Source organism: Aliiglaciecola sp. SL4, assembly GCF_041538045.1.
In the GTDB taxonomy this organism is placed as follows: Bacteria; Pseudomonadota; Gammaproteobacteria; order Enterobacterales; family Alteromonadaceae; genus Aliiglaciecola.
Map to the genome: position 1 here is coordinate 38,635 of NZ_JBGOSE010000019.1, position 25,136 is coordinate 63,770.

The following is a 25,136-nucleotide window of genomic DNA, read 5'->3' on the forward strand; positions in this document are numbered from 1 at the left end:
GAAATGCATAAAAAAACCGCTTCAAGAAGCGGTTTTTTGTATATTTAAGTTTTTCTACAAGCTAATGGTGGTTGACACAAAAAAGTTTTGACCTGCCGTATTAAAGCCATTTACTTCCTGATAATTGTCATCAAACAGATTATTTACACCGGCTTTAACACTCACTGATTCAACTATTCGCCAGCGAGCCGTTAAGTTTGTTACTTGGTAATCATCTATTTTTACGCCAGCAATATCCACCGCATTTCTAACACTTCTAAATGTTAGCTCTGCAGCGAGTTTGTCGTCTAACCAAACGTGTCTAATTCCAACATTGAATTTGTTCCTGGGTCTTCTCAAACGAGCTTCACCCGCACTGTCTTCTGCGTCGTTGTAAGTGTAGTTGGCCCATACTTTTAATCCGTTAGCGAACACTTGTTCTACGCTAGTTTCAATACCTTTGGATTTACTTTCTCCGCTAGATTGTAAATACCCTTGATAAGATGCTAAATCGAAAACAATTTCGTTTTCTATGGACTGTTTGAAAAAGACCATTTCAGCACTCAATCCATTTTTGGTATCGATGACAAAACCTAGATCTAAGCCTTCGCTGTTTTCTTCAGCCAATTGCAAGCCTGCAGCGTCACCGTATGCATAAGGACCATCGTTATAGCTTTGTTCATAAATACTTGGCGCGCGGAACCCGGTGCCATAGGTGGTTTTAAATTTCACATCAGCAAAATCAAATGGTACGACTTTAACCGCACCTAAGCGCACACTATTATGTTTACCGAAGGTATCATTGTCGTCGTATCTGTAACCTAGGTTGAATGCCAGTTGATTGTCGAATTGACCTAGCCATTCTACAAATAGACTTTTCTGATCTCGGCTTAAATCATTGCCATCGATTTCCTGGGTTTCTTTTTCCAAGCCAAAGACGAAGTCGTGCTGCTTCCAGTTTAGGCTACCTAAGTATTCGAACTTATCGATGCTACCTGAATTGCTAAACCCGTATTCGCCATTATTGATATAATCTCGATCTACATCAGTTTTATTATAAGCAACTTGATGTTGACTATTGTTCCCTTGATAACTTACAGCGCCGCGAAACGTTTGCTGTTCAGCTTCAGTGCTACAGGCATTGATTAACGCGAAAGTGGCATTGTCGTAGCAACCATCGTATTGATTTTCGGCATCGACATTTCGAAACACTAAAGACGCCGCGATGTTTTCCGTTAAGGTCAATTGACCTTTAAAGTGCACGCTTTGGTTGTCATAACCATCTTTCTCGCCACTTTCATCGCTAGTTTTCGCGTTAAAACCGTCACTTTTGACTTTTGCAGCCGATAAAAAAAATGCACCGCTATTGTTGCCAGCAGCAATGTCAGCATTAAATATTTGTGTGTCAAATGTACCCGCAGCTAAGGTGCCACTGGCCTCAAACCCTTTTACTGGTTGCTTACTGTACATACTGATAATACCACCAGCGTCAGCCCCGTATGAAAGCCCTTGAGTACCACGTAAAATCTCTATTCGAGATAATTGGTTAATTAACACATCATCAAAAATTGGAGCAACTTGTGGAGAAGATGTATCACTTAGCTCTACGTCATCTATATATAGTTTGGTTCTGAATGCTTCTTCACCGCGAATTCTGACAGCTGTACTCTTACCTAAACCGCCTGAATTTGATACGCCAACACTTGGGGTTTGACGCAAAATTTCAGTTACATTGATTGCTGTCTGCATTTCAATATCGCTTTCGTCTAACACAGAAACACTGGTCGCTAGTCGGTTAGTGGGTAACTGAATTCGGCTAGATACAACGGTCATCTTTTCAATGTCTTGTTGTTCTGGTGAGTTTGATTGAGCATAGAGATTGGAAGATGCTAGAGCCAAGCTAACGCTTAACCCTATAAGAGTAGTTTTATTTTGCATTTTGTTTAGCCTTGTTAAGTACTCCGCCCGAGTACTAGATCATATGAGTGACAGTTTGTGGTTTTGTGCACAAACCTATGCGTCTCAGGCCGGTATCCGGGCTTACAAGTGTCGTAACAGACTCGATTAATACCTTCCCATTCTTTCAAACAGTGGTAACTTATTAATCATCAATACTTTTTGGTATCACTTGTTTACCGTTGCGGGGGCAGCGTCAGCATAAATCAGATATTACTCTAATTGCACTGTCTTCCCGTTTAACCACCCATGGTGGCACCTAAGAGGTGAGCATTATATCCATCTGTTCTTAAAAAAATAGGGGTTTATGCTTTCTGTTATTAAAATAAGGTCAGACTTGGTTCTTGGAGGGCGGAATATTGTTCTTTTAAGGCTAAAATCTGTTGTTCCCAATATTTAGCATCTGCAAACCAAGGGAACGCTTGAGGAAAGGCGGGATCCTGCCAGCGACGCGACAACCACGCCATATAATGGACCATGCGCATTGCGCGTAAAGGTTCAATTAAACTTAATTGCCCACTATCGAATTGAGCAAATTCTTCGTAGGCTTCAACTAGGGTATCCATTTGTATTCGTTGCTGGTATGTATCACCAGATAACATCATCCATAAATCTTGAATGGCGGGTCCCATTCTACAATCATCCAAATCCACGAAAGTCGGACCGTCTCGCCACAAAATATTGCCAGGATGGCAATCTCCGTGAAGACGTATGGAAGAATTGGGTTTATATAAGCTAGCAGCTAACGCTGTCACTTGCTCTAAAATAGTGAAAAATGCCGTGTGCAAGCTGCTCGGAATGAGTTCTGTTTTCTGCAGGGTTGCTGTTGCTTCAAGCAAGTGCTCCTGAATACTAAACGTTGGTCGGTAAGCAAACGACTGGCCTTTTGATACTTGGTGGATACGACCAATAAAGCGTCCCATCCATTCCAGTTGATCAAGGTTATCAACCTCAAATTGACGGCCACCCACGGAAGGAAAGATAGCAAAATAAAACCCCTGATAATTGTGTAATGATGCGTTCTCCGTCCGTAAGGGAGCAACTACAGGGATTTCACGGTCATGCAGTTCTTGAGCAAAATCATGCTCTTCTTGAATTTGTTCTCGAGTCCAGCGCTGAGGACGGTAAAACTTGGCCACATAGCGTCGTTTGTCATCACAAACAAACTGATAAACCCTATTTTCATAACTGTTTAATGCCAATAAGCCTGAGTCTACTAAGTATCCTTTAGACTCAATGGCATCTAAAATGGTATCAGGGCCGAGTTGTGCAAAATCAAAGGTGGTTGCATTTAAGTCATTCATCGATAAATGAACTTACTAGTTTCGCTCATCTCAACGGGATCGCTGTTGCCATCAATTGAAGTAACCTTAAATTGAAATTCTGTTACAGTTTCGTTTAACGCATAAGGGTCAATAGCAATACTTATGGGCAAGTTCAAGACTTCACCACCTGCAACAGTGACTTGGTCTGGACCTATGTATTTATTCCCCTCTAAGCCCACAATGTCAATTTTATACGTGTGTTCAGTTTGTGACTTATTCAGTACTTTTAAGGTATATACGTTCTCAATAAGACCGTCGTTGGTTTCTCTAAATAGTGAGTTGCGATCTCTGATAATGTCGACTTCTAATGGCACCCTAGCAATAATTTCATAGGTTAAGAGGGAGGTCATAATAAATAGTACAACCGCATACCCAATTAATTTAGGTCGAAATATTTTAGTCTTACCTCCGGCTAGTTCATGTTCAGAAGTAAAACTAATCAATCCTTTAGGGTAATTCATTTTTTCCATTACCCCATTACAAGCATCAACACAGGCACCGCAGTTAATGCACTCGTATTGCAAACCATTGCGGATATCGATACCTGTGGGACATACCTGAACGCACAAGTTACAATCTATACAGTCGCCAATGCCTTTTTGTTTGATTTCTTCGTGACTGGTTTTTCTTGAGCGTGGTCCACGCTTCTCGCCACGGGAAGGATCATAAGCCACAGTAAAAGTGTCTTTATCAAACATGGCTGATTGAAATCTAGCGTAGGGACATATGTGAGTACACATAATTTCCCGCATCCAGCCGGCATTTCCGTAGGTGCAAACAGTAAAAAAGATAACTGAGAAACCTGCCCAAAAACTGACATCGAAGGTGAAAAAGTCAATAAACAATTGGTTAATGGGGGTGAAGTAGCCCACAAAAGTCAGTGCCGTAAGTAAGGCCACCGTTACCCAAGCAAAATGTTTTAACGATTTTCGCCAAAATTTGTCGAAGTCCATTTTGCGTTGATCTAGTTTAATTCGCTTATTTCTAGCGCCCTCAATTTTTTCTTCAAACCAAATATAAATAAAGGTCCATGTGGTTTGGGGGCACATAAATCCGCACCAAACCCTTCCGGCAAAAGTGGTGACAAAAAATAGAGCGAAGGCACTGATAATTAAAATCCAAGCCAGTAGAGTTAAATCTTGTGGCCACAAGGTAAGTCCAAAGATATTAAAACGCTGGGCGCCTATATCGAATAAAACTGCTTGATTTGAGTTGTATTGAATCCAAGGGATGAGTGCAAAAATACCAAGGAAAAATAGCCCAAAAAAGCGTCGAAAAGTCTCTAAAGTACCTTCAACTGCTCGGACATATATGCGGCTTCGTGGTGTGTATGCATTTTCATGCTTACTGGGTTCGGGTTGGTGAACTTTTACTGGGGTTACGTCTTTGATTGGAATGCGTTCACTCATTCAATTATCCTTTACGGGACTACTAAAAATTTCAATGGATTCGAAATTCTTATAGGTTAGTAATTAATCCCCCTATTATCGCACAGACTGCCCGCAAATTGTTAATCTGGATCAATGAATCAACTGTTTTTTTTGCACTTTCAACTGGGTTGCGGCCTTACACCGTTAAGTATTATTGATTGAATGTTATGTAATGTAGCGGCAAAAAACTCGGGGTCGTCTAAACTTTGACCTGTCACTGCCTCCACTTGAACCCGAAAGTCAGCATAATGTTGAGTTGTGGCCCAAATGCTAAAGATTAAATGATAGGGATCAACTGGCGCTAGCTTTCCGGCTTCTATCCAACCAGAAATAACCTCGACTTTAGCTTGTACAATGGCTCTTAATGGAGACTCTAGCTGATTAAATAAAAGCGGCGCTCCTTGTACAACTTCCATACAGAATAATCGAGACTCTTTCGGGTTGTCACGGGATAAAGTGAGTTTCACTTCAATATAACTTGAGATAGCTTCGATAGGATCTTGTTCTGGTGAAAAACCTTGTAAAGGCTTTAGCCACACATCTAATAACTGCTGAATTACATCTAAATAGAGCTGTTCCTTGCTGGCAAAGTAGTAGAGTAAATTTGTTTTGGAAACTTCTGCTAACTCTGCAATCTGTTCAACACTTGTACCGTGTACACCGTTACTAGAAAACAAATCTAGAGCCGCCTGCAAAATCACTTTACGTTTATTTCGTTTTGCTTCCGTGCGTTTACTCTGTGTTGTTGGGCTAGATACACGTGTTGACTTGTTGGATGTTTTGTTCCGCATTGTATAAGTCATCTGTCTATTCATATCCCATTATAATTTAATCCTTATCCATTATGTTTTAACCAAGTTTTTAAAAATAAGCAATCCCATCATACTTAATTATCAAATAAATAATATTCTCAGTGAAATGCATATGAGGTCGAGGGATTTATAGAACGAGTAGGAGATCGCAAAATTTAGACATTCTAAGGTTCTTCATACTATTCGAGTTGCGATTATGCTTTGCGACACACCAGAACTTGATAGGGATAAGCTGCAAGTTTAGCAGGAGCAGTCAATTCTTTACTTTTAAAGCAATCAGGAGACCCAAGCTTGCAAATAGAACAGTCATTTAATGATTAACAAGAGCTAAGTAGTTGTTTATATGGGTATTGATTAAAAGACTCTTGTATAAGTATGGATAATACAGAGGCCTTTAAAGTTTAGACTAGTTAATCTATGTTATTCGTCAATTTTGGTTCTGGGGCTATTTTGCCGCGTTTAGATGTGAAAGTATGTTTAGGTATTTAATTATTTTAGCAGAAATAGTGATATTGGTTATGGCGCTACGTTCGTCATTCGCCCAGTATTTGCTATCTGATATGCAAAATAGTTTGACTCAACTAATGACTGATATATCAATGAAAATGGAAAAAGCGCAGCTTAAAGAGGTACGTTATTCTTTAGCTCCTTATACTGATCAGATGCGGGATTTTCAGCGTGATTACATTCTGGAAATTACGGATACTTCAGAAAATTTAGTCAATTTTCACGCTAAATATTGCGTTCAGCGTGAAATAAACCCTTACGTAAATGGTTCAAATTTAGAGTTAGTTTGTCACACCATTAGTAACTCCACTTTGCTAGATACTAAAGAGCCCACTTAGTTTTTAATCGAAATAGCTTTGCCTGTTCGTTTGAGTTAAATGACCGTGAAGGTTAATTATGGGGTGGATTAATTATGCGAGTTGTTTTGAATAAAAGACAAAAGCTTGCTCCACCTAACTCAGCGTTTTCTACCCAGCATTCACCTTGGTGCCAGTGCATTATGCGCTTGATAATCGCTAAGCCTAATCCGGCTCCACCTCGTTTTCTATCTCGGCTATTATCAGGACGAAAGAAGGGCTCGAAAATACGTTTTCGATAGATTTTAGGCACACCTAAACCGTCGTCTTCCATACGCAATAATATACCTTTCGAATTGTTAGAAACATCAACTTTAATCGTCGAGTGGGCGTATCGACTGGCGTTGTTAATAAGGTTATCTATAACTCTTTCGATGAAGTGTTCATCACCTAAAATAGTAGAATCTGAACCGACAACATCAATTTTAATGTGCTGTGGGATGCTTTTGTGTAAATAGCCAATGCGTTGTTTAGATAAGGTGAGAAGGGGGATCTCTGTAATATTCAATTCTGGCTGTTGTACTTCCATACTGGTGTAGCTCAGCATTTCTTGAACTAACTTTTCTAACTCATCAATATCTTTATTCATTTCAGTCCAAGGACCAGACTTATCATAGTCATGGGCCGCAATGGCAAATTTCAAACGTGATAACGGCGTTCTGAATTCGTGGGCCACCGCACCAGTTAGCTCTCGTTGTGTGTTTAATAATTCACGTACACGATTACCTAAGTCGTTCAATGCAATAGCAATTGGATAAACAACCGAAGTACGTTCAATATCAATGGGGGGAAAATCTCCACTAGGGCCAATGCGAGTTGCGGTTTGTTTTAGTTGCAGAAGATCTTTCCATAAGGGCCATAACCACAGTGCAATTAAACCTGCTAATAAAAAGAAAAATAAGCCACTGTATAGTAAGTACTTGCTACTACTTGTTTGATTATGTAAAAAGGTGATCTCAAGTAACTTAGCATCAGGTGATTGAAAGTAAATTTGCGTACCATTTTTGTCATCAAACAAAACGATGGGTAACTGCTTTTCTAGCTTAGCTAATTCTTCTGCGTTCCATGCCATATCGCCCATGTTCAACGTTTTCACTGAAAATAAGCTTTTATCTAGGTCTTTGGCTGTGATACCACCTCGTTGCTGCAAAACCGTAAGTGAATTAATTAACGCTGCGTCACTTTGATTTACGGCGTCGTCATTAAAAAATACATGATTGAGTAAAGCACTCAGTGCAATAAGGGACAGGGCGATAAATAAATATAAACTTAAAAATAAGCGGGTCATATTGAGACTGGAAGAGTGTTCAACATTGGGTTACTCCCAAGCGTCAGGAACGAAGAAAAAGCCTTTGCCCCAAATAGTTTTGATTTTGTAAGGGTTTTGTGGATTATCTCGTAGTTTTTTACGTAAACGAGAAATACGCACATCCGCTGAACGATCTAAACCATCGTACTCACGACCAATTAATTCGTTGTATAATGTCTCGCGTTCAACCAATTTAGATGGGTTGCTGGCTAATTTCCACAACATATCAAATTCATGGCTAGTTAGTTGTATGAGTTCATCTGACAAAAGTACTTGTCGAGAATTGCGGTTTATACTCAACTTCCCAAAACGCAATTGGTCGCTTTGAGACAGCGTATCACTGCTTTGTGTTTCGCTGCGCCTTAACAAGGCATTTATCCGAGCTAACAATACACGAGGTTCAACCGGTTTAATTACATAATCATCAGCCCCAAGCTCTAACCCTAACACTTGGTCAAAGTCAGAGCTTTTTGCGGTCACGAATAACAGCGGACCGGTAAAAGTTTTACGCAAAGTTTTGCATAATTCAAAGCCGTCTTCCCCTGGTAGCATAATATCAAGAATAATAATGTCAGGTTTGTATGTTTCCATGGTGCTGGACAAATTAACGGAGTCATATAAACACTGGACTTCAAAATCTTGCTGATTTAGAAAATTAGCCATCAATTGACTTAGCCGTTTATCATCCTCAATCAGTAGAATACGTTTGCTCAAAATAGACTCCAAGGTTGCCTTACACGTCTAACTTGCTTCTTGTTAGCCCTCGCTTTGATGTCCATGGTGTGGGATAAAATCACGCTGCCATCTTGTGATTTAAGGTACAAGGTCGTTTCTTCTATGAAGCGAATAACAAGTGTTTTCTCTGGAGGAGCGTCTGTCCAACAGTTTAAGGGCGTTTGCCCTTGGTAGTAACAGTAAGCCCCTGGTGCTAGATTCTTAAAATTAATGGTTAAGACCATTTCACAGGTGTCACCTAGATTTTCTACGATGCACACTTTTGGCTGAACATGCCAACTAGGGGAGTTGCTCCATGCCTTTGGCAAATCGGCAAGTAATGTGAAAGTCAGCATGAAAAAGTAAATTAATATAGTTTTGGATTTGAGGTGTTTCATCAAAATCGACGCCCCACACCTAAAAATACATTAGTTACATTATTCTCTTCAACAATGGGACTTTTGACCATTGAAGAGTGAAGCTTGCGAAATGCCAGGTTACTTACCCAGTGCCATTGTTCATTAATTTTTTTAGTATATAGAAAGGATATTCCTGGTTGTATTCCAGACGAGACTGAATAATGGAAATTGGGCTCAATAGAATCTTTTTCATTAATTCCATAATAATAATTGGCTAACTTTGCACTTTTCCAAATTAAACTGGGGCGTAATATAAATTGCCAGTCATCGCCAGCCCAAAAATATTGATAGGATAGATTCGCTTTTTCTCCATGATGAACATTGCTCGCATCGGTTTCAATAGAGAAACTGATTTCGTGATTACCATGGTAATAGTGCAGTCGAGTACCGAAATTAATAGCCCAATTTCGGTCACTTATTTCATTTACTGATAGCCTTAAATCCTCTGCAGGGGGATTATCGTCTGAGCCTTTATCGGGAGCGTCCACCGCAGGGGAGGAGGGGATGACTGCTGGGACAGTGAGATTACCAGGATGCCAGAGTTCAAAGAATGTCTTCTCTCTATCTAGGGTTAGATAGCTCTCAACGCCAAAGTTTGAGGATTGCTGCCATTGGTAACCAACTTCTCCATTATCAAAATAAAACCGTTCGCCATACCAAGCTATATCAATCAAAATTAGGTTGGGGAAGTTATCGCCATCGACCAACGGGTTGGTGCGTAAGCCTACACCTAAGGCTAAGCCAACATCCCATTCACCTTCTTGAATACAGTTTTTAGATGTATCACAGCCCAAAGTAGGGCTTGCAAAGCCCACTGTAATGAAAAATATGACGTATATCAGATAGTGTTTAAACACCCTGTTTTCAACCTTTCGTTAGCCCAATTTTATTAAGCAAATATTCCCTCAATATTGAAAGGTTAACAGACCTTTTACAAACCTACATCTTAGGGTTACAAATATTCACAATTATTGCCAAATTCGCAATAGAAAATGGCAAATTCAACGACTAGGATTAGTTCAATAAATGTCTCAAGATTTAATTATAGGTGTTTGCTATGTATGGACATAAAGTTGCACTAATTTGTTTGTCTACAGCCCTACTCGTTTGTGGGTGCGGAAGTGGTGGAGGTAAGGAAGAAACCACCTCCAAGGAGATTGACAATAAACCTCCTCAGGTTAATCAAGCTACGGGGTTTAATGGACCTTTAGTGCAAGGTTCAGGGCAAGCCGAACGTTATATTAAAAATGGTATCTATGCCGCATCTTTAGATAGCGCTGATTCTTTGCCTGTAGAGGATATATCCAGTCCAACTGTGGGAAGCAGCAATTTTTCAACAACTAATACCATAGAAAGTGGCGTAGATGAGGCCGATAGAGTTAAATATGATGGACAAACTTTCTATCTGGCAAATTCCTCTTATGCATCCGATGAAAATAAAAAAACAGCGCAAATAGGTATTGTTCAGCGACAGGCTAACGAGGCCCTAAGCCGTTTAGATAGTCTTCAATTAACGCGAGAAAATGACGATATTGTCGGTATTTATTTACACCAAAATCGCCTAGTTACGATAAGCTCTGAATCGCCTATTTATCCTATTCATATGCTAGCCATTGCGCCTTGGGAATCAGTAGAACAGAAATTTAGTATTCAAATCTTTAATGTGAGCGATCCACAGAATGCGAGTTCAGAAAGCCTACTTACTTTTGACGGTTCACTGCTTGCAACTCGACGCATTGATAATCAGCTATATGTTGCCAGTAGTTATGTGCCTTATATCGATGGCCTTCAACCCTTTGCCACTACTGATGAAGATAAACTTATCAACTACCAAAAAGTTACCGAGATCGCTACCGATGAATTGATGCCGCAATTGGATATTGATGGTCATTCCAATACATTGAATCAGATGGCTGAATGTTATGTACCTGAAGCGGCTACCGAAAATGACGGTTATGGACAGATATTAACAGTAACCAGAATCAATATAGATAACCCAAACGATAAGCAATCCATCTGTATGAGTGTTCAAGCATACTTACTCTATATGTCTGAACAGACAATCTATCTAGCCAGCAGTATTAAAGAGCAACAAACGGCATTCCATAAAATTAGTTTGGCGAATATGAGCTATCAGGCTTCCGGTGAGGTTAATGGTATTTTGAGTTGGCGCAGTGATCCATTGTTCAAAATTGATGAAAGTGACGATTTTCTGCGGGTAGTCACCACAGATAACTCAGTTTCCCCTGTTGCTCATCAACTCAGTGTGCTTACTCAAAATGGCAATCAATTAACGGCTGTTGCGAGCTTGCCCAATGACGTTCAAACCGAAGCGATTGGTAAACCTGGAGAAGATATTTATGCAGTGAGATTTATTGATGATAAAGCATACATAGTGACGTTCGAAAGTATCGATCCCCTGTATGTGGTTGATTTAAGTGACAACACTGCCCCTTTTATTGCTGGAAGTTTGGAAATACCGGGGTTTTCTAGTTATTTGCATCCTCTGCAAAATGGTTTGTTGTTGGGGGTTGGTCAACAGGTGCAGATTGAAGATCTGCCTACTAATAGTGAAACAACTAACAATGAAAATAATCAATCCAAACCTGAGGAGGTTGCAGAAGTAATGCTTTCTCCACCACCGGCTGAGCCTGTTGGAATGAAGGTTAGCTTATTTGACATTCGTGATCCCAGTCATCCCATTGAACTTTCATCGATAGTAGCCGCGGATGCATATACTCCTGTGGAGTTTAACTATAAAACCTTAAGCGTATTGGAAACCGATGGCTCGTATCGATTTGCATTTCCAGTGGAGAAACTGAACGTCTCTATCAATACCAGCTCTGCAGGCAATGTCGTTGATGTACCTAACAACAGTTTGATGTTGTTTGAAGTTGAATCGAAAAATACAACGCCGGAGTTGTTATGGTTGGGGAATGTCAAAGCGGATGATGGTGCTAACAACTATAGTTATTCTGCTGAAGACCGCAGTGTTATCCAAGGAGATTATGTGTATTACTTCCATGGAAATAAAGTTTGGCAAGCCCTATGGAATAATCCAAGTGCAGTAACCGGACCTTTTTAAGGCTGTCCATGTAATGCCCTCTGAGATGGGGTGTTAGGCCTTTTGGGGCCGTCCTTAATTAGGGCGGTTCTTTTTTATTTTAACAAGAGCATCAACTCGGGAACATTGCAGTTGCTTTAGTTGTCTACCTTTTGGGTAACAATTGTTAACCCCATTGCCTGTTTGTATTTATAAGGTAAATTAAGCCAAACAAAGAAGCATGTTATTATTCAACTAACGCATGATTCAGTGAACGCATGATTCAGTGAACGCATGATTCAGTGAACGTTCATAAATGGGGTTTAAACTGTAACAACACTGATTGTTTAACTTAATCTAAGGAGTTTAATAATGAAAAAATTGTCATTAACACTGTTTGCTATGGTTGCAACAACGGCTTCTTGTTTTAGTTATGCCAAAGCCGATGTGGATATTACATGGGAGAACCCGAAAGAGTTTCGAGATGTTAAACCTACGCTGCAGTCGCGCACCAAATTCAGAGAGCAAACCTTTAGCCATCTTGAAGAATATATCAATGAATTGGCTGAAGACTTACCCGACGGTCAAAAGCTAGCCATAACAGTGACAGATCTGGACTTGGCTGGTGAAGTTTGGCCATCTACTTTTGTTGGCATGGGGAGTGGTGGCGGTGAGGTGAGAGTAGTGAAGCAACTCGACATCCCAAGAATGACCTTCTCTTACACTCTAACAGATACCAATGGTGTGGTATTGCATTCGGCAGAGGAGGTGAAATTGAAAGATATGACCTTTATGGACAATGCTAATTTCTTATCAAGAAGTGACTCACTACGATATGAAAAGAAAATGATTAAAGAATGGTTCAAAGATGAATTCCCAGATTTAATTGCCAAAAAATGAAAAAAAAGCCGCCATTTGGCGGTTTTTTTTCTGACCATTTGTTCAGGTTTTTTATTTGAATAATCCTTTAAAATCAACATGAAACAATTATTTCACTAATTTTCTTGTGAAATAATATTACCCTTACTAGGTTTCCAGACCTTTTTATTCCGTTGAATTGCTGACCTGTTTCTGACAATATCATTGACGGAAAAAGGTCCAGTTTGTCATGTTAGTGTCACACATAGACAATACCATCCGACCACCACTATAAAGGGCTCAGCCCAATAAAAATAACAAATTATAAGCCATTAAATGGCATTCGAAGTACTCAGGTTAGGAGAGGCTATGAAAATTAAGTATCCAGCGTTGCTGGCGCTTGTGTGTGCATCCTTCGCTCATGCAGAAAGCGTATTCATCAACGAACTTCATTACGATAATGTCAGTACTGATTCCGGCGAAGCAATAGAAATTGCAGGTCCGGCAGACACTGACTTAACAGGGTGGAGTTTAGTATTTTATAACGGAAGTAATGGTTCAGTTTACCAAACCACTTCTCTAAATGGCAGCATACCCAATCAGCAAGATGGTTTTGGTACAGTTGCTGTTTCTTATCCTTCAAACGGTATTCAAAACGGCCCTGACGCTATTGCGCTAGTTGATGCTAGCAATACGGTGAAGCAATTCATTAGCTACGAAGGCATATTTGGTGCCGTAGGTGGTGCAGCGGATGGAATGACTCCTACCGATATTGGCGTTACGGAAACGGGCAGTACGCCTGTTGGTAATTCGCTACAGTTGTCTGGTTCAGGTACTGTTTACGCTGACTTTACATGGCAAAGTGCTAGCGCTAATACCTTTAGTGCAGTCAATACAGGCCAAACGTTTGGTAGTGGCGATGATGGTGGCGGCGATGACGGTGGCGGTGATGATACAGGCAGCCTAGAGGGCGTTTGTTTTAACTGCCCAGATTTAGATAAAGTTGCCGATGCCGCAGAGTTTAATGACGCCAGTTATTATGCAACTGTTATTACTGAAGTGGAGAATGGTTCTACTTCTACCATGATTAAATCGGCATTGACCGATGTTATCTCTACTGATCATCGCGTACTAACTTATGATCAAGTTTGGACTGCTTTAACTGAGTCTGATGAAGATCCAAGTAATGCAGATAACGTGTTACTCATTTATAAAGGTATTTCACTGGCTAAATTGTCAAACGGTAGTGCAGAACAAAGCTCTAACCCTGATAATTGGAACCGTGAACACGTTTGGCCTAATAGCCATGGCTTCCCGGATCGTGATTATGAAGCCTATACAGATATCCATCATTTACGTCCTTCTGATATTTCAGTCAATAGTTCTCGCGGCAACCTAGATTTTGACAACAGTGATACGCCGCTAGCGGAAGCACCTAGTAATAGTGTTGACGGTGATTCTTTTGAACCAAGAGATGAAGTCAAAGGTGATGTGGCCCGTATGATGTTTTATATGGACACACGCTATGAAGGATTAGGTGACCTTACACCTGATTTATTATTAAGTAATGGTTTGACTAGTGTCGGTGAAGCTCAGCTTGGCAGACTTTGTCGTTTGATTGAATGGCACAATGGTGATCCAGTTGACGCTTTCGAGCAACAACGTAACGAAACCATTTACGAGTACCAAGGCAACCGTAACCCCTATATTGATCACCCTGAATGGGTTGCAATCTTATACACTGCTGAAATCTGTGGAGACGATGATGGTGGCGGTGATGGTGGCGGTGACGACGGCGAAGATCCCGTTGATACTGGTTCAGTAGAAGCTAACTCGTTAGTGATTACCGAAATCATGCAAAACCCCAACACAATAAATGATAGTGACGGTGAATGGTTTGAAGTACTTAATACCAGTACCCAAGTGATTAACCTAAATGGTTGGACTATCCGCGACAACGATACTGACTCTTTTGTGGTTGATGAAGATGTCTTTATTGGTGTTGGTGAGTATGCCGTATTAGGTAAAAATGCAGATACTAGCGCGAATGGCGGTATCACATTAGCTTACGCCTACGGCGGTTCGATGGCATTGGCAAATGGCGAAGATGAAGTCGTGTTAGTCGATCCTGAAGGCAATATCATCGACGAAATCACTTATGATAATGGTGATACATTCCCTGATCCAAATGGCGCGTCTATGTATCTAGTTGACCTTTATGGGGACAACAATATTGGTGCAAAATGGGCGGCAGATACAACCAATTTCTACGATACCAACAACTCTGGTACACCGGGTGCGGGTGACGCGAGCTTTAGTTTGGTTATCACAGAAATCATGCAAAATCCAAGTGCGGTAGGTGATTCAAATGGCGAATATGTTGAAATACTAAATACTGGCGTTATTGCGGCTAACTTAAATGGCTGGGTGTTACGAGATAACGATAGTGATTCTCACACTATTGTTGGCGATGTATATGTTCCTGCTGGCACTTATGCGGTTTTAGCAAATAACATCGACAGCGAAACCAATGGTGGCTTTGAAGCGATTTACCAATTTAGTAGCGTATTCATTGGTAACAGTAGTGACGAGGTTGTGTTAGAACGTCCCGACGGCAGAATTGAAGATATCGTTGAATACGATAACGGCGCTACTTTCCCAGATCCAAATGGGGCTTCTATGACATTGATTTCCGCAAGTTTGGATAACAATGTTGGGGCTAATTGGGTTGCAGAATCCACAGAAACTTATGGCGATGGCGACTATGGTACGCCAGGTTCTGGTCCTGATGGTAAAACCTATGGCGGTGGCGGAGATGACCCTGTTGAAGAAATACCTGAAATTGGTGTGTGTACTGATCCAGCGACTTTAATCAGCGCGATTCAAGGTAGTGATTTTGCTTCTCTTCTTGAAGAGCAAGAGCACGTAGTCGAAGCTGTTGTGACTTCAGTAGTAACGGACTTTGGTGGTTTCTACTTACAAGAGGAAGATTCTGACGCTGACGGAGATTCTGCCACGTCTGAAGGGATTTACGTCAGTTATTACGATACGGATACATTACCTGAAGTTGGGAGTGTGGTGCGTGTAATTGGTACTGTGACTGAGAATTTTGGTCGCACTCAACTTAATGTGTCTTCTGCACTTGTTGCATGTGGCACTGGTAGTGTCGCTCCGACCGTATTTACTATGCCATTTAGCAGCGCTTTAGAAGCTGAATCATTAGAGAATATGTTGGTAGTAAATGAATCTCCATTGACTGTGACTAATACCTATACTTTGGCGCGTTTCGGAGAAGTAGGTTTGTCTTTCGGTAGACTATTTAACCCAACCAATCTTCATGCTCCGCTTTCTACAGAAGCTGTTGATTTGGCCGCTGAAAATGCCCTTAATTACATTATTATGGATGATGGTTTAGACATTCAGAATCCAGAAACTGTTATTTATCCTGACGGTAATTTGTCAGCGTCTAATACATTGCGTACTGGTGATACAGTGGTGACGGTTAAAGGTGCGTTGGATTACAGCTTTAGTTCGTTTCGTATTCACCCAGTAGAGGCTCCAACCATAGTGCAATCAAACGCACGTGAGTCTGAGCCAGCAATTACGCGAGGTAACCTAACGGTTGCTAGCCTAAATGTATTGAACTTGTTTAATGGCGACGGGCAAGGTGAAGGTTTCCCAACCGAGCGTGGTGCAGACACCTTGTTTGAATACGAGCGTCAGATTACCAAAACCGTTGCGGCCATCTCTACTATGGATGCGGATATTGTCGGCTTGATGGAAATCGAGAATGACGGTTTTGACGAGTTTAGTATGATTGCCGAATTAACCAACCGTTTGAATGCAGAAATGGGTGAAGGAACTTATGACTTTGTAAGCTACTCTGGCCCAATTGGTACCGATGCTATTGCAGTTGCATTGTTGTACAAACCTGCCAACCTTAGTTTAGATGGTGACGTGAAAATCAACTTCGATAGTATTTTCAATCGTCCTCCTGTTGCACAGTCATTCACTGCTGCAAATGGTGCTGATATTACTGTTGTAGTAAATCACTTTAAATCTAAAGGTTGTTCGAGTGCCAGCGGCGATGATGCTGATCAAGGCGATGGCCAAGGTTGTTACAATGCTAAACGTACGCAACAGTCTTTAGCATTGACCTCTTGGTTAGCTTCTGAAGAGTCATTATCTACTAAAGATAACGTGTTGATTATTGGTGATTTGAATTCATATGCCAAAGAAGACCCAATTGCTGCACTTGAAGGTCAAGGTTTTGTAAACTTGGTTGAAACTTTCCAAGGTGCTGAAGCATATTCTTATACCTTCAGCGGTGAATTTGGTTACTTAGATCATGCTTTAGCCAGTGCGAGTTTGTCTGCACAAGCCGTTGATACTGTTGAATGGCATATCAATGCTGACGAGCCTTTTGCGTTGGATTACAACGTAGAATTCAAATCAGACGCGCAAGTGAATGATTTCTACGCTGCTGATGTTTTTAGAGTGTCAGATCATGATCCTGTGATGATAAGCTTTGACCTTAAGTCTCCAACCCTTAAGGGTGACATCGATGGTGATTCGGACGTAGATTATTATGATATGCGTGCGTTAATGTTACTTATCCGAGCTGGTGATGCGACCGTTGAAGAGCATGATTATAATAATGACGGACTACTTGATGCCCGTGATGTATCTGCACAACGCAGTTTATGTACACGCTTCGCTTGTTCCACTCGTTAATTAAATCCTAGATAAATAAAAAACCGGTAAAACTTAGTTTTACCGGTTTTTTTTATGTCTTGCCAATCTAGGTTATAGGTTATCGGCGCTTTTTTAATTTACCATGCGGCAAAAAGTTGCTTATTGATAATCAAATAAATTATCTGCCACCTCAATTAAGTCGTTGGCATCTTCTAAAAGGTTAACTTTATAAACATCTTTACGAGGTAACATACGCTTGATGTAGAAGTCACAGGTCGCTTGTTTGCCTTGTTTAATTGACTGGTTGTCGCTTCGTGAAGCGCTATCTGCCATGCTCAACCACAATATCCCTAGCAAACTATAGGCACTGTAATTCATATAATCGTATGCCGCACCAGCCACGTTTACCGCCGACTGTTGTTTAACTTGCAATGACATTTGATGCCACTCTTCCAATATCGATTTTGCTTTTTCCAAACGACTAGGAGCAGCAATTTCACCCACCATTTTGTCAAACACCTGATAGGTATCGTTTAACATGTCACCATTGTCTCGAGACAGTTTACGACCAATTAGATCAGCGGCTTGAATACCGTTAGTGCCTTCGTAAAGTTGGGTAATACGACTGTCGCGCATGTACTGTTCCATACCCCATTCACGGATAAAGCCGTGGCCACCGTATACTTGAACTCCTAAGCTACTTACTTCCTGACCTACATCAGTCATAAAACCTTTAGCAATGGGAGTTAAAAATGCAACTACATTTGAAGCAGCTTGTTTACTTGCTTCGTCGTCCGCACTTTTTTCAATATCCATTTGGCTAGCGTATAAAAATGCTAGTGCACGGCAGCCTTCAGTTAGGGATTTTTGAGTAAGTAGCATTTTGCGCACATCAGGGTGAGCTAATATTGGGTCTGCTTTACCTTCTGGATTTTGTACTCCTTGAGGTGCTCTTGATTGCAAACGATCTCGCGCATATTCAAGTGCGCCTTGGTACGAACCCTCGGCGATGCCAAGACCTTGCAAGCCAACCTGAAAGCGCGCGTCGTTCATCATGGTGAACATGCAAGCTAACCCTTTATGGGGAGCGCCAACAATAAACCCTGTCGCTTGGTCGAAGTTCATGACGCAGGTTGGACAAGCTTTTATGCCCATTTTCTTTTCTAAACTGCCCACAGATAATGAATTTGCTTCTCCTAGCTCGCCGTTTTCTGACACCATAATTTTAGGTACCGCAAATAAGCTGATCCCTTTTACGCCGGCAGGCGCATCTGGCAATCTAGCTAAAACAAGGTGGATAATATTGTCGGTCCATTCTTGATCGCCACCAGAGATGAAAATTTTATTCCCGGTTATTTTATAACTACCATCTTCCTGAGGTTCAGCTTTAGTCGATAACAAACTTAAGTCAGTTCCTGCTTGGGGCTCGGTCAAACACATAGTGCCTGTCCACTCACCAGAAACCAGTTTTCTAAGATAGGTATCTTTTAGTGCTTGGTTACCGTGTTTATTAATTGCTAAAACGGCACTTTCAGTCAACATGCTAATTAGACGCCAGCTCACATTAGCTGAACATAGCATCTCTTGTACAGGTACGGCCATGGTGTGGGGGAGATCTTGGCCGTCGTATTCTGGATTGCCAAGCATAGCATTCCAGCCATTTGCGATGTATTCATGATAAGCTGCGGCGAATCCGTCCGGCGTGGTAACTTTGCCATTTTCAAGTTTACAGCTTTGTTCGTCGCCCTCACGATTGAGTGGGGCAATTGCTTGTTCCGCAAATTTTGCACCTTGACTGAGTATTTCGTTAACTAAGTCCTTATCAAAATCTTGAAGACCCAAAGATGAATAATGTTCGTCTAATTTTAACCAGTCGTGCAAAAGAAATTGCATATCTGTTAACGGAGCTGTGTATTGCGGCATATATTTCCACCCTTTTGGTTAAGTTAACTGTTCAGACCAGTTGATTTTGAGAATTATACAGCCTTGTTAACTAAATTTTAAATTACAGATAGTAATAGTTTACTATTTAATTTGATCAGGCTTAGGTTGGATTGCTGAATCTTTTACTTTATTGAACATGTCGCGAACATGGGTTAACTCTTCAGGGAAACGCCATTGACTGAAATCAGTTTCATAGGGATCAACTAATTGTATGGAAGATACTTCTATAGCCGACCACTCTGGCACTGGAAACTCGACAAAGCTCTCATCGAAATCCGCGGCTAAATTACATTCATAAAAACGCATACCATTGCTATTCGTTCCTAACAGCTGGCGAACTTCTACATTAAAGCCGGTTTCTTCCCATGTTTCACGATGGGCTGTACATTTTGCCGACTCAATGTTGTCTGAAGTGCCCCCGGGTAAATCCAGTTTGCCGCTAAGTCTCTGAGTTATTGTAACTAACTTATCACCAAACCTAATGAGGCAGGCTGCATTTGCAGTTTGTTGAGGATATTCTGATTGGTCAACACGACAAATAGGATCGCTTGGTACTGGCTTACTGCATGAAGTAAGACAGAATGACGATATTGCTAGGTAGATGACTAATTTATTTTTCACAATAGAGAGTACAATGTTCAATAATCTTACTGTAGGCAGTTTACTACTTTTAACGCCAAAAAATAACTGCTTAGATTAACTCACTACATTATTCAGGAACTATACATGACATTAAAGACAATGCTCTCACCATTGTTGATAGCCACGCTGGCTCTCATTGGTCTACTTGTTTTCTTAAATTACCCAGGTTTGGCTGAAAAAGATGGTCAAAAAACGAAAGAAAAAGTGGCAACGCCAGTGGTTTTTTTTGAGGTACTAAAAACCGATTTCCCAGTTACAGTGGAAGCCTTAGGAACCGCAAGAGCAAATGAAGCTGTTTCCCTTACACCTTTGCAGTCAGACGTGATCCAAGAATTATATTTTGATGATGGTGATGTAGTGAAAAAAGGTCAATTGCTTATGCGAATGAATGATCGTGAAGAGCAGGCCCGATTAAACGAATTAAATATCAACTTACAAGAAGCACAAAGACAACTTAAACGTATTGTTAACTTGGCAAAAAGTAGTGTGGCTTCCCAGCAGTTGTTGGATGAACAACAAGCCAAAGTTAAAACCTTAAGGGCACAGATTGAAGTGGCCAATGCGCAACTGTCAGAACTCACCCTAAGTGCACCTTTCACGGGTAAATTAGGCATTCGTATGGTTAGTGAAGGCGCATACGTTACCCCTGAGGATGTGATAACTACCTTAGATGATTTACGCAAAGTAAAAGTGGATTTTAATATTTCAGAGAGTCATTTACCTTCGCTGTCCCAAGGGCAAAAAGTGAAAGCATATTCAGTGGCATACCCTGATGAAATTTTCATCGGTGAAATTCGAAGTGTTAATTCTCGCGTAGACGCCAATACTCGTTCTATTCAAGTGAGAGCACTCATTGATAATCCTGATTTAAAACTCCTGCCAGGTATGTTGTTACAAATTAATCTACAAAAACAAGTGTTGAAGTCCTTAGTGTTACCTGAAAAAGCGATTATTCCTAATGAAGATAAACAATTTGTGTTTGTTATCGAAGGCGACAAGGTGCAGTTAAAAGAAGTGAAAGTAGGCCTTAGACGCCCTGGCATTGTACAGATACTTTCTGGACTAGAAGAAGGTCAGAAAGTCGTTACCGAAGGGGCATTGCGATTAGTTAATGGCTCCACAGTTTCGCTTTTAGAACAAGCGACTTTGTAGGGAGTTAGCATGCTTTTATCCGATATTTCAGTCAAACGACCGGTATTTGCATCGGTAGTCAACTTGCTTCTTATCATTTTCGGGGTTGTTGCAATCACCTTTTTATCATTGCGAGAATACCCAGATATTGACCCTCCCATTGTATCTATCAATACTAATTACCCTGGGGCTTCAGCTTCCATTGTGGAAACCCGTATTACTCAACTTTTAGAAGACCGAATATCTGGAATTGAAGGGATTAAAAATATTACTTCCACCAGCCGTAATGGCCGCTCGGATATCAGTATTGAATTTAATCTTTCTAGAAATATAGATGCGGCATCGAATGATGTGCGCGAGCGCGTTAGTCGGGCACTCAATAACTTACCTGATCAAGCGGATCCACCGGAAGTGTCTAAGTCAGACTCCGATGAAGATGTTATCGTTTGGTATAATTTGCGTAGTGATAATTTGTCGATAATGGAACTAACCGATTACGCCGATCGGTTCATTGTCGATCGTTTATCGGTAGTAAATGGTATTGCCCGTGTTCGTTTAGGAGGCGCACGCACCTACGCTATGAAAGTATGGTTGGATCGTAACGCGATGGCAGCAAGGGAGATCACCGTTGCAGACGTGGAAAGAGTCATTCGTTCAGAAAACGTAGAGCTACCTGCAGGTGAAATTGAATCCAATGATCGAGATTTCGAAGTACGTGTGGCACGGAGTTTCCTAACACCAGAAGATTTTGCTGACTTAACCATAAAGGTTGGAGCTGGTGGCTATTTAGTTAAACTTAGTGAGATTGGTAAAGTTGAACTTGCCGCTGAAGATGATGAGTCACAATTCCGTGGTGATGGCGTCAACATGATCGGTATGGGGGTTATTAAACAGTCTAAAGCCAATACTTTGGAAGTGGCCAGAGAAGCGAAAAAAGCGATTGAGGAAATCTCCGCCACTCTACCGGAAAATATCTTTATCGTTCCAAGTTATGATTCCTCAGTGTTTATAGAAGAGTCAATAGGTGAAGTATATAACACCTTAGGTATCGCAATGGCGTTGGTTATCATCGTTATTTATATCTTTTTAGGTAATATTCGCGCAACTTTAATTCCCGCAGTGACCGTCCCAGTGTCACTCGTCGCCGCCTTTATTGTGATGTATGCCTTGGGCTTTTCAATAAACTTACTGACGCTTCTGGCAATGGTATTGGCCATAGGTCTGGTGGTTGATGATGCCATAGTGGTTATCGAAAATATTTATCGCCGTCTTGAAATGGGCGAGCCTCCTTTATTGGCCGCATTTCGAGGGGCAAGTGAAGTCGGTTTTGCTGTTATTGCCACCACTTTGGTATTGATTTCGGTGTTTGTTCCTTTGGTTTTCCTAGAAGGGAATATTGGTCGTTTATTCACTGAGTTTGCTTTAGCTATTGCCGCAGCTGTGGCATTTTCAAGTTTTACCGCGTTAACTCTTTCACCTATGTTGTCGTCGAAATTATTGAAAAATCGTTCACGCAATTCAGGTTTTGGAATGTGGATGGATAATACCTTTAAGAAAGTAGAAGGTTCTTACTACAAAAGCTTAAACAAAACCTTACATCAACCTATTTTAGTATCAATCATGCTGATCGCCAGCGTTGTCGCTTTAGTGCAGTTGAGCCAAAAGATCCCCAGCGAGTTTGTACCTAAAGAAGACCGCGGTAATTTCTTTATTTCGCTGCAAGCAGCAGAAGGGGCAAGTTTCGAAAGCAATGCGGCAAACTTGAAAAAAGTTGAAGCTTTACTTTTACCTTACTTAGATGAAGGTGATATTGACCGTATTCTAGTGCGTACCCCAGGCTTCGGTGGTTCTGGGGGGATGGCGGTAGTGGGCATGGTTGCTTTTGACGATCGCAAACGTTCAACCTTCGAGGTCATGGACGAGCTAAGTGCTAAGTTATCGGAAGTTCCTGATGTTAGAGCTTTCGCGATTATGCGCCCGGGAATTGGCGGTCGCGGACTGGGTCGTCCGGTACAATTTGTACTTCAAGGTGATACCTATGAAGACCTCGTAAAGTGGCGCAATACGGTTTTAGAAAAAGCCGCTGAAAACCCAAATCTACTGCGTTTGGATTCAGATTATAAAGAAACCTTGCCACAAATTTTGATTAACATTGATAGACAACGAGCAGCGGATCTTGGGGTTTCGATATCGGAAATCGGCAGTACCTTGGAGACCATGCTTGGGCAAAGACGCGTATCCACTTATCTGGACCGTGGCCAAGAATACGATGTTATTCTCGAAGGCCAGGAAGAAGACTACCGCAGTCCTCAAAGCATTGAAAATCTTTATGTCAGATCAGCGACAACTAACCAGCTTATCCCCATGGATAATCTATTAACCTTTGAAGAACAGGCTACTTCGGCTCGTTTAAATCGCTATAACCGTATGCGCAGTGTCACCATTAGCGCTAACTTAGCCAGCGATTACACCGTGGGTGAAGCATTAACCTATTTAGAAAATATTGTGGAGACGGAGTTACCTGACGGTGTTTCTATTGATTACAAAGGTGAGTCTCAGCTTTATAAAGAGTCTGGTAGTTCGGTTATTTTTGTTTTCATATTAGCACTGGCAATTACCTATCTCGTTCTAGCTGCGCAATTTGAAAGTTGGATTCATCCACTGGTGATTATGTTAACGGTTCCATTGGCCTTGTTAGGTGCGTTTATAGGGCTCTATATTTCAGGAACCAGTTTAAATATCTACAGCCAAATAGGATTGGTTATGTTGATTGGTTTGGCTGCGAAAAATGGTATTTTGATAGTCGAATTTGCCAACCAATTACGGGATGCCGGAATCGAGTTTGAAGCCGCCTTAAAACGCGCGGCCACGCAACGTTTACGACCCATAGTGATGACCGGTTTTACCACGGTATTCAGTTCACTTCCCTTAGTGTTAGCGACAGGCCCTGGCTCTGAGAGTAGAACTGTTATCGGAATCGTCATTTTTTACGGCGTATTGTTATCAGCTTTAATGACCCTTTATGTTGTGCCTATTGCTTATTACTGGCTAGCTAGACATACCGGCTCTCCTGAGCAGATTGCCCATGAACTCGAAGAGCTAGATGAAAAAATTCCTTATACCAAAGGTGATGCCGTTTAGAGCTATATTAACCCTAACCGAGAGGCTAGTTATAATATGCTAGTTTTGTTTGTTCATGGCATGGGACGTACGCCAATATCTGCAACTCCCATGTTATGGCGATTACGCAGACACGGCCACTCAGTGGATGTAGTTGGCTATTTTACTGGTACTGAGACTTTCACTGAGATAGTGGATAGAGTTGGCCGCAAAATTCAAGACATTGCTGTAAAAGGGGAATATGTGGTTGTTGGTCATTCCCTCGGCGGTATTATGTTAAGAGCAGCGTTACAAAATATGCCTGCAACTACTAAGTTACCTAATCATCTATTTTTGTTAGGTTCACCGGTGACGCCAGCGAGATTAGCCCAAAAAAGTCAACATGAACTGGGCTTTCAGTTAGTTTCAGGTGATTGTGGTCAACTACTGGCTACACCTTCAAGACTTTTAGAAATTGGTATGCCGGATATCCCCAAAACGGCAATTGTTGGAACACGAAGTTTTTCCTTAACCAAAAAGTATTTCTTAGATGAACAGAATGATGGGGTAGTATCAGTTAATGAGTGTGCTCACAAAGATATTTCCGAGGTGATTAAAGTGCCGATTGTACACACCTTTTTACCTAGTAGCCGAAAAGTCAGCAAGATAATTTTAGACAAAATAAGCACCATCCAATCCGCTTTAGCAACTCTGTAGCATGGCCTTCAGGCCATGGGAGCTAGCCAATTAATCACGGGGCTAAAGCACCCGCCTACAGGGAGTGTTGTAGCATGGCCTTCAGGCCATGGGAGCTAGCCAATTAATCGCGGGGCTAAAGCACCCGCCTACAGGGAGTGTTGTAGCATGGTCTTCAGGCCATGGGATCTATCCAACTAATCGCGGGGCTAAAGCACCCG

At 41.3% G+C, this 25,136-nt stretch carries 17 protein-coding genes and 1 riboswitch; of the genes, 7 read left to right on the top strand and 10 right to left on the bottom strand.

Features of this window, described 5'->3' with window-relative positions:
* Positions 1-54: 54 nt before the first annotated feature.
* The 4 genes from AB6T38_RS18355 to rutR all read right to left on the bottom strand — a co-directional run bounded on the left by AB6T38_RS18355 (position 55) and on the right by rutR (position 5,481).
* A complete protein-coding gene (locus AB6T38_RS18355) occupies positions 55-1,917 on the bottom strand; it encodes a TonB-dependent receptor plug domain-containing protein (RefSeq protein ID WP_372548684.1) in 1,863 nt (620 codons plus the stop codon).
* Between the two features lie 69 nt (positions 1,918-1,986).
* A riboswitch (cobalamin riboswitch) is annotated at positions 1,987-2,213 on the bottom strand.
* Positions 2,214-2,255: 42 nt separating this feature from the next.
* Positions 2,256-3,239 carry a serine/threonine protein kinase gene (locus AB6T38_RS18360; RefSeq protein ID WP_372548685.1) on the bottom strand — a complete coding sequence of 328 codons (984 nt, stop codon included), beginning with the start codon at positions 3,237-3,239 and terminating at the stop codon, positions 2,256-2,258.
* A complete protein-coding gene (gene ccoG, locus AB6T38_RS18365; RefSeq protein ID WP_372548686.1) occupies positions 3,236-4,669 on the bottom strand; it encodes a cytochrome c oxidase accessory protein CcoG in 1,434 nt (477 codons plus the stop codon). The genes AB6T38_RS18360 and ccoG overlap by 4 nt, the downstream gene beginning before the upstream one ends.
* Positions 4,670-4,809: 140 nt before the next feature.
* Positions 4,810-5,481 carry an HTH-type transcriptional regulator RutR gene (gene rutR / locus AB6T38_RS18370; RefSeq protein WP_372548687.1) on the bottom strand — a complete coding sequence of 224 codons (672 nt, stop codon included), beginning with the start codon at positions 5,479-5,481 and terminating at the stop codon, positions 4,810-4,812.
* Between the two features lie 494 nt (positions 5,482-5,975).
* On the opposite strand from rutR, the gene AB6T38_RS18375 reads away from it, so the two are divergent.
* Positions 5,976-6,347: a hypothetical protein gene (locus tag AB6T38_RS18375; RefSeq protein ID WP_372548688.1), complete on the top strand. Its 372-nt coding sequence runs from the start codon at positions 5,976-5,978 to the stop codon at positions 6,345-6,347.
* A 52-nt stretch (positions 6,348-6,399) separates the two neighbouring features.
* On the opposite strand, the gene AB6T38_RS18380 is transcribed toward AB6T38_RS18375, so the two are convergent.
* The 4 genes from AB6T38_RS18380 to AB6T38_RS18395 are packed head-to-tail and all read right to left on the bottom strand — an operon-like array spanning position 6,400 to position 9,664.
* Complete coding sequence (locus tag AB6T38_RS18380) at positions 6,400-7,653, bottom strand: ATP-binding protein (protein ID WP_372548689.1); 1,254 nt, start codon at positions 7,651-7,653, stop codon at positions 6,400-6,402.
* Positions 7,654-7,683: 30 nt separating this feature from the next.
* The gene (locus AB6T38_RS18385; RefSeq protein WP_372548690.1) at positions 7,684-8,388 is read right to left on the bottom strand and encodes a response regulator; all 705 of its coding nucleotides are present in this window, start codon (positions 8,386-8,388) and stop codon (positions 7,684-7,686) included.
* Complete coding sequence (locus AB6T38_RS18390) at positions 8,385-8,786, bottom strand: DUF3019 domain-containing protein (RefSeq protein ID WP_372548691.1); 402 nt, start codon at positions 8,784-8,786, stop codon at positions 8,385-8,387. The genes AB6T38_RS18385 and AB6T38_RS18390 overlap by 4 nt, the downstream gene beginning before the upstream one ends.
* Positions 8,786-9,664: a MipA/OmpV family protein gene (locus AB6T38_RS18395; RefSeq protein WP_372548692.1), complete on the bottom strand. Its 879-nt coding sequence runs from the start codon at positions 9,662-9,664 to the stop codon at positions 8,786-8,788. The genes AB6T38_RS18390 and AB6T38_RS18395 overlap by 1 nt, the downstream gene beginning before the upstream one ends.
* A gap of 200 nt (positions 9,665-9,864) precedes the next feature.
* Here AB6T38_RS18395 and AB6T38_RS18400 point away from each other — a divergent pair, with 200 nt between their 5' ends.
* From AB6T38_RS18400 to AB6T38_RS18410, 3 genes are all read left to right on the top strand, one after another.
* Positions 9,865-11,892, top strand: coding sequence for a beta-propeller domain-containing protein (locus AB6T38_RS18400; RefSeq protein ID WP_372548693.1), 2,028 nt, complete (start codon positions 9,865-9,867; stop codon positions 11,890-11,892).
* A gap of 330 nt (positions 11,893-12,222) precedes the next feature.
* A complete protein-coding gene (locus tag AB6T38_RS18405; RefSeq protein ID WP_372548694.1) occupies positions 12,223-12,750 on the top strand; it encodes a DUF3016 domain-containing protein in 528 nt (175 codons plus the stop codon).
* 327 nt (positions 12,751-13,077) lie between these two features.
* A complete protein-coding gene (locus tag AB6T38_RS18410; protein ID WP_372548695.1) occupies positions 13,078-17,442 on the top strand; it encodes an ExeM/NucH family extracellular endonuclease in 4,365 nt (1,454 codons plus the stop codon).
* Between the two features lie 120 nt (positions 17,443-17,562).
* On the opposite strand, the gene AB6T38_RS18415 is transcribed toward AB6T38_RS18410, so the two are convergent.
* Both AB6T38_RS18415 and AB6T38_RS18420 read right to left on the bottom strand, forming a co-directional pair.
* On the bottom strand, positions 17,563-19,326 hold the full coding sequence (locus AB6T38_RS18415; RefSeq protein WP_372548696.1) for an acyl-CoA dehydrogenase family protein: 1,764 nt from the start codon (positions 19,324-19,326) through the stop codon (positions 17,563-17,565).
* 102 nt (positions 19,327-19,428) lie between these two features.
* Positions 19,429-19,968, bottom strand: coding sequence for an NUDIX domain-containing protein (locus tag AB6T38_RS18420; RefSeq protein WP_372548697.1), 540 nt, complete (start codon positions 19,966-19,968; stop codon positions 19,429-19,431).
* 105 nt (positions 19,969-20,073) lie between these two features.
* Here AB6T38_RS18420 and AB6T38_RS18425 point away from each other — a divergent pair, with 105 nt between their 5' ends.
* From AB6T38_RS18425 to AB6T38_RS18435, 3 genes are read left to right on the top strand one after another with little or no spacing between them, the layout of a single operon-like run.
* A complete protein-coding gene (locus AB6T38_RS18425; RefSeq protein ID WP_372548698.1) occupies positions 20,074-21,141 on the top strand; it encodes an efflux RND transporter periplasmic adaptor subunit in 1,068 nt (355 codons plus the stop codon).
* A gap of 9 nt (positions 21,142-21,150) precedes the next feature.
* The gene (locus AB6T38_RS18430; protein WP_372548699.1) at positions 21,151-24,261 is read left to right on the top strand and encodes an efflux RND transporter permease subunit; all 3,111 of its coding nucleotides are present in this window, start codon (positions 21,151-21,153) and stop codon (positions 24,259-24,261) included.
* 36 nt (positions 24,262-24,297) lie between these two features.
* Complete coding sequence (locus AB6T38_RS18435; protein ID WP_372548700.1) at positions 24,298-24,936, top strand: esterase/lipase family protein; 639 nt, start codon at positions 24,298-24,300, stop codon at positions 24,934-24,936.
* The last annotated feature ends 200 nt before the right edge of the window (positions 24,937-25,136 follow it).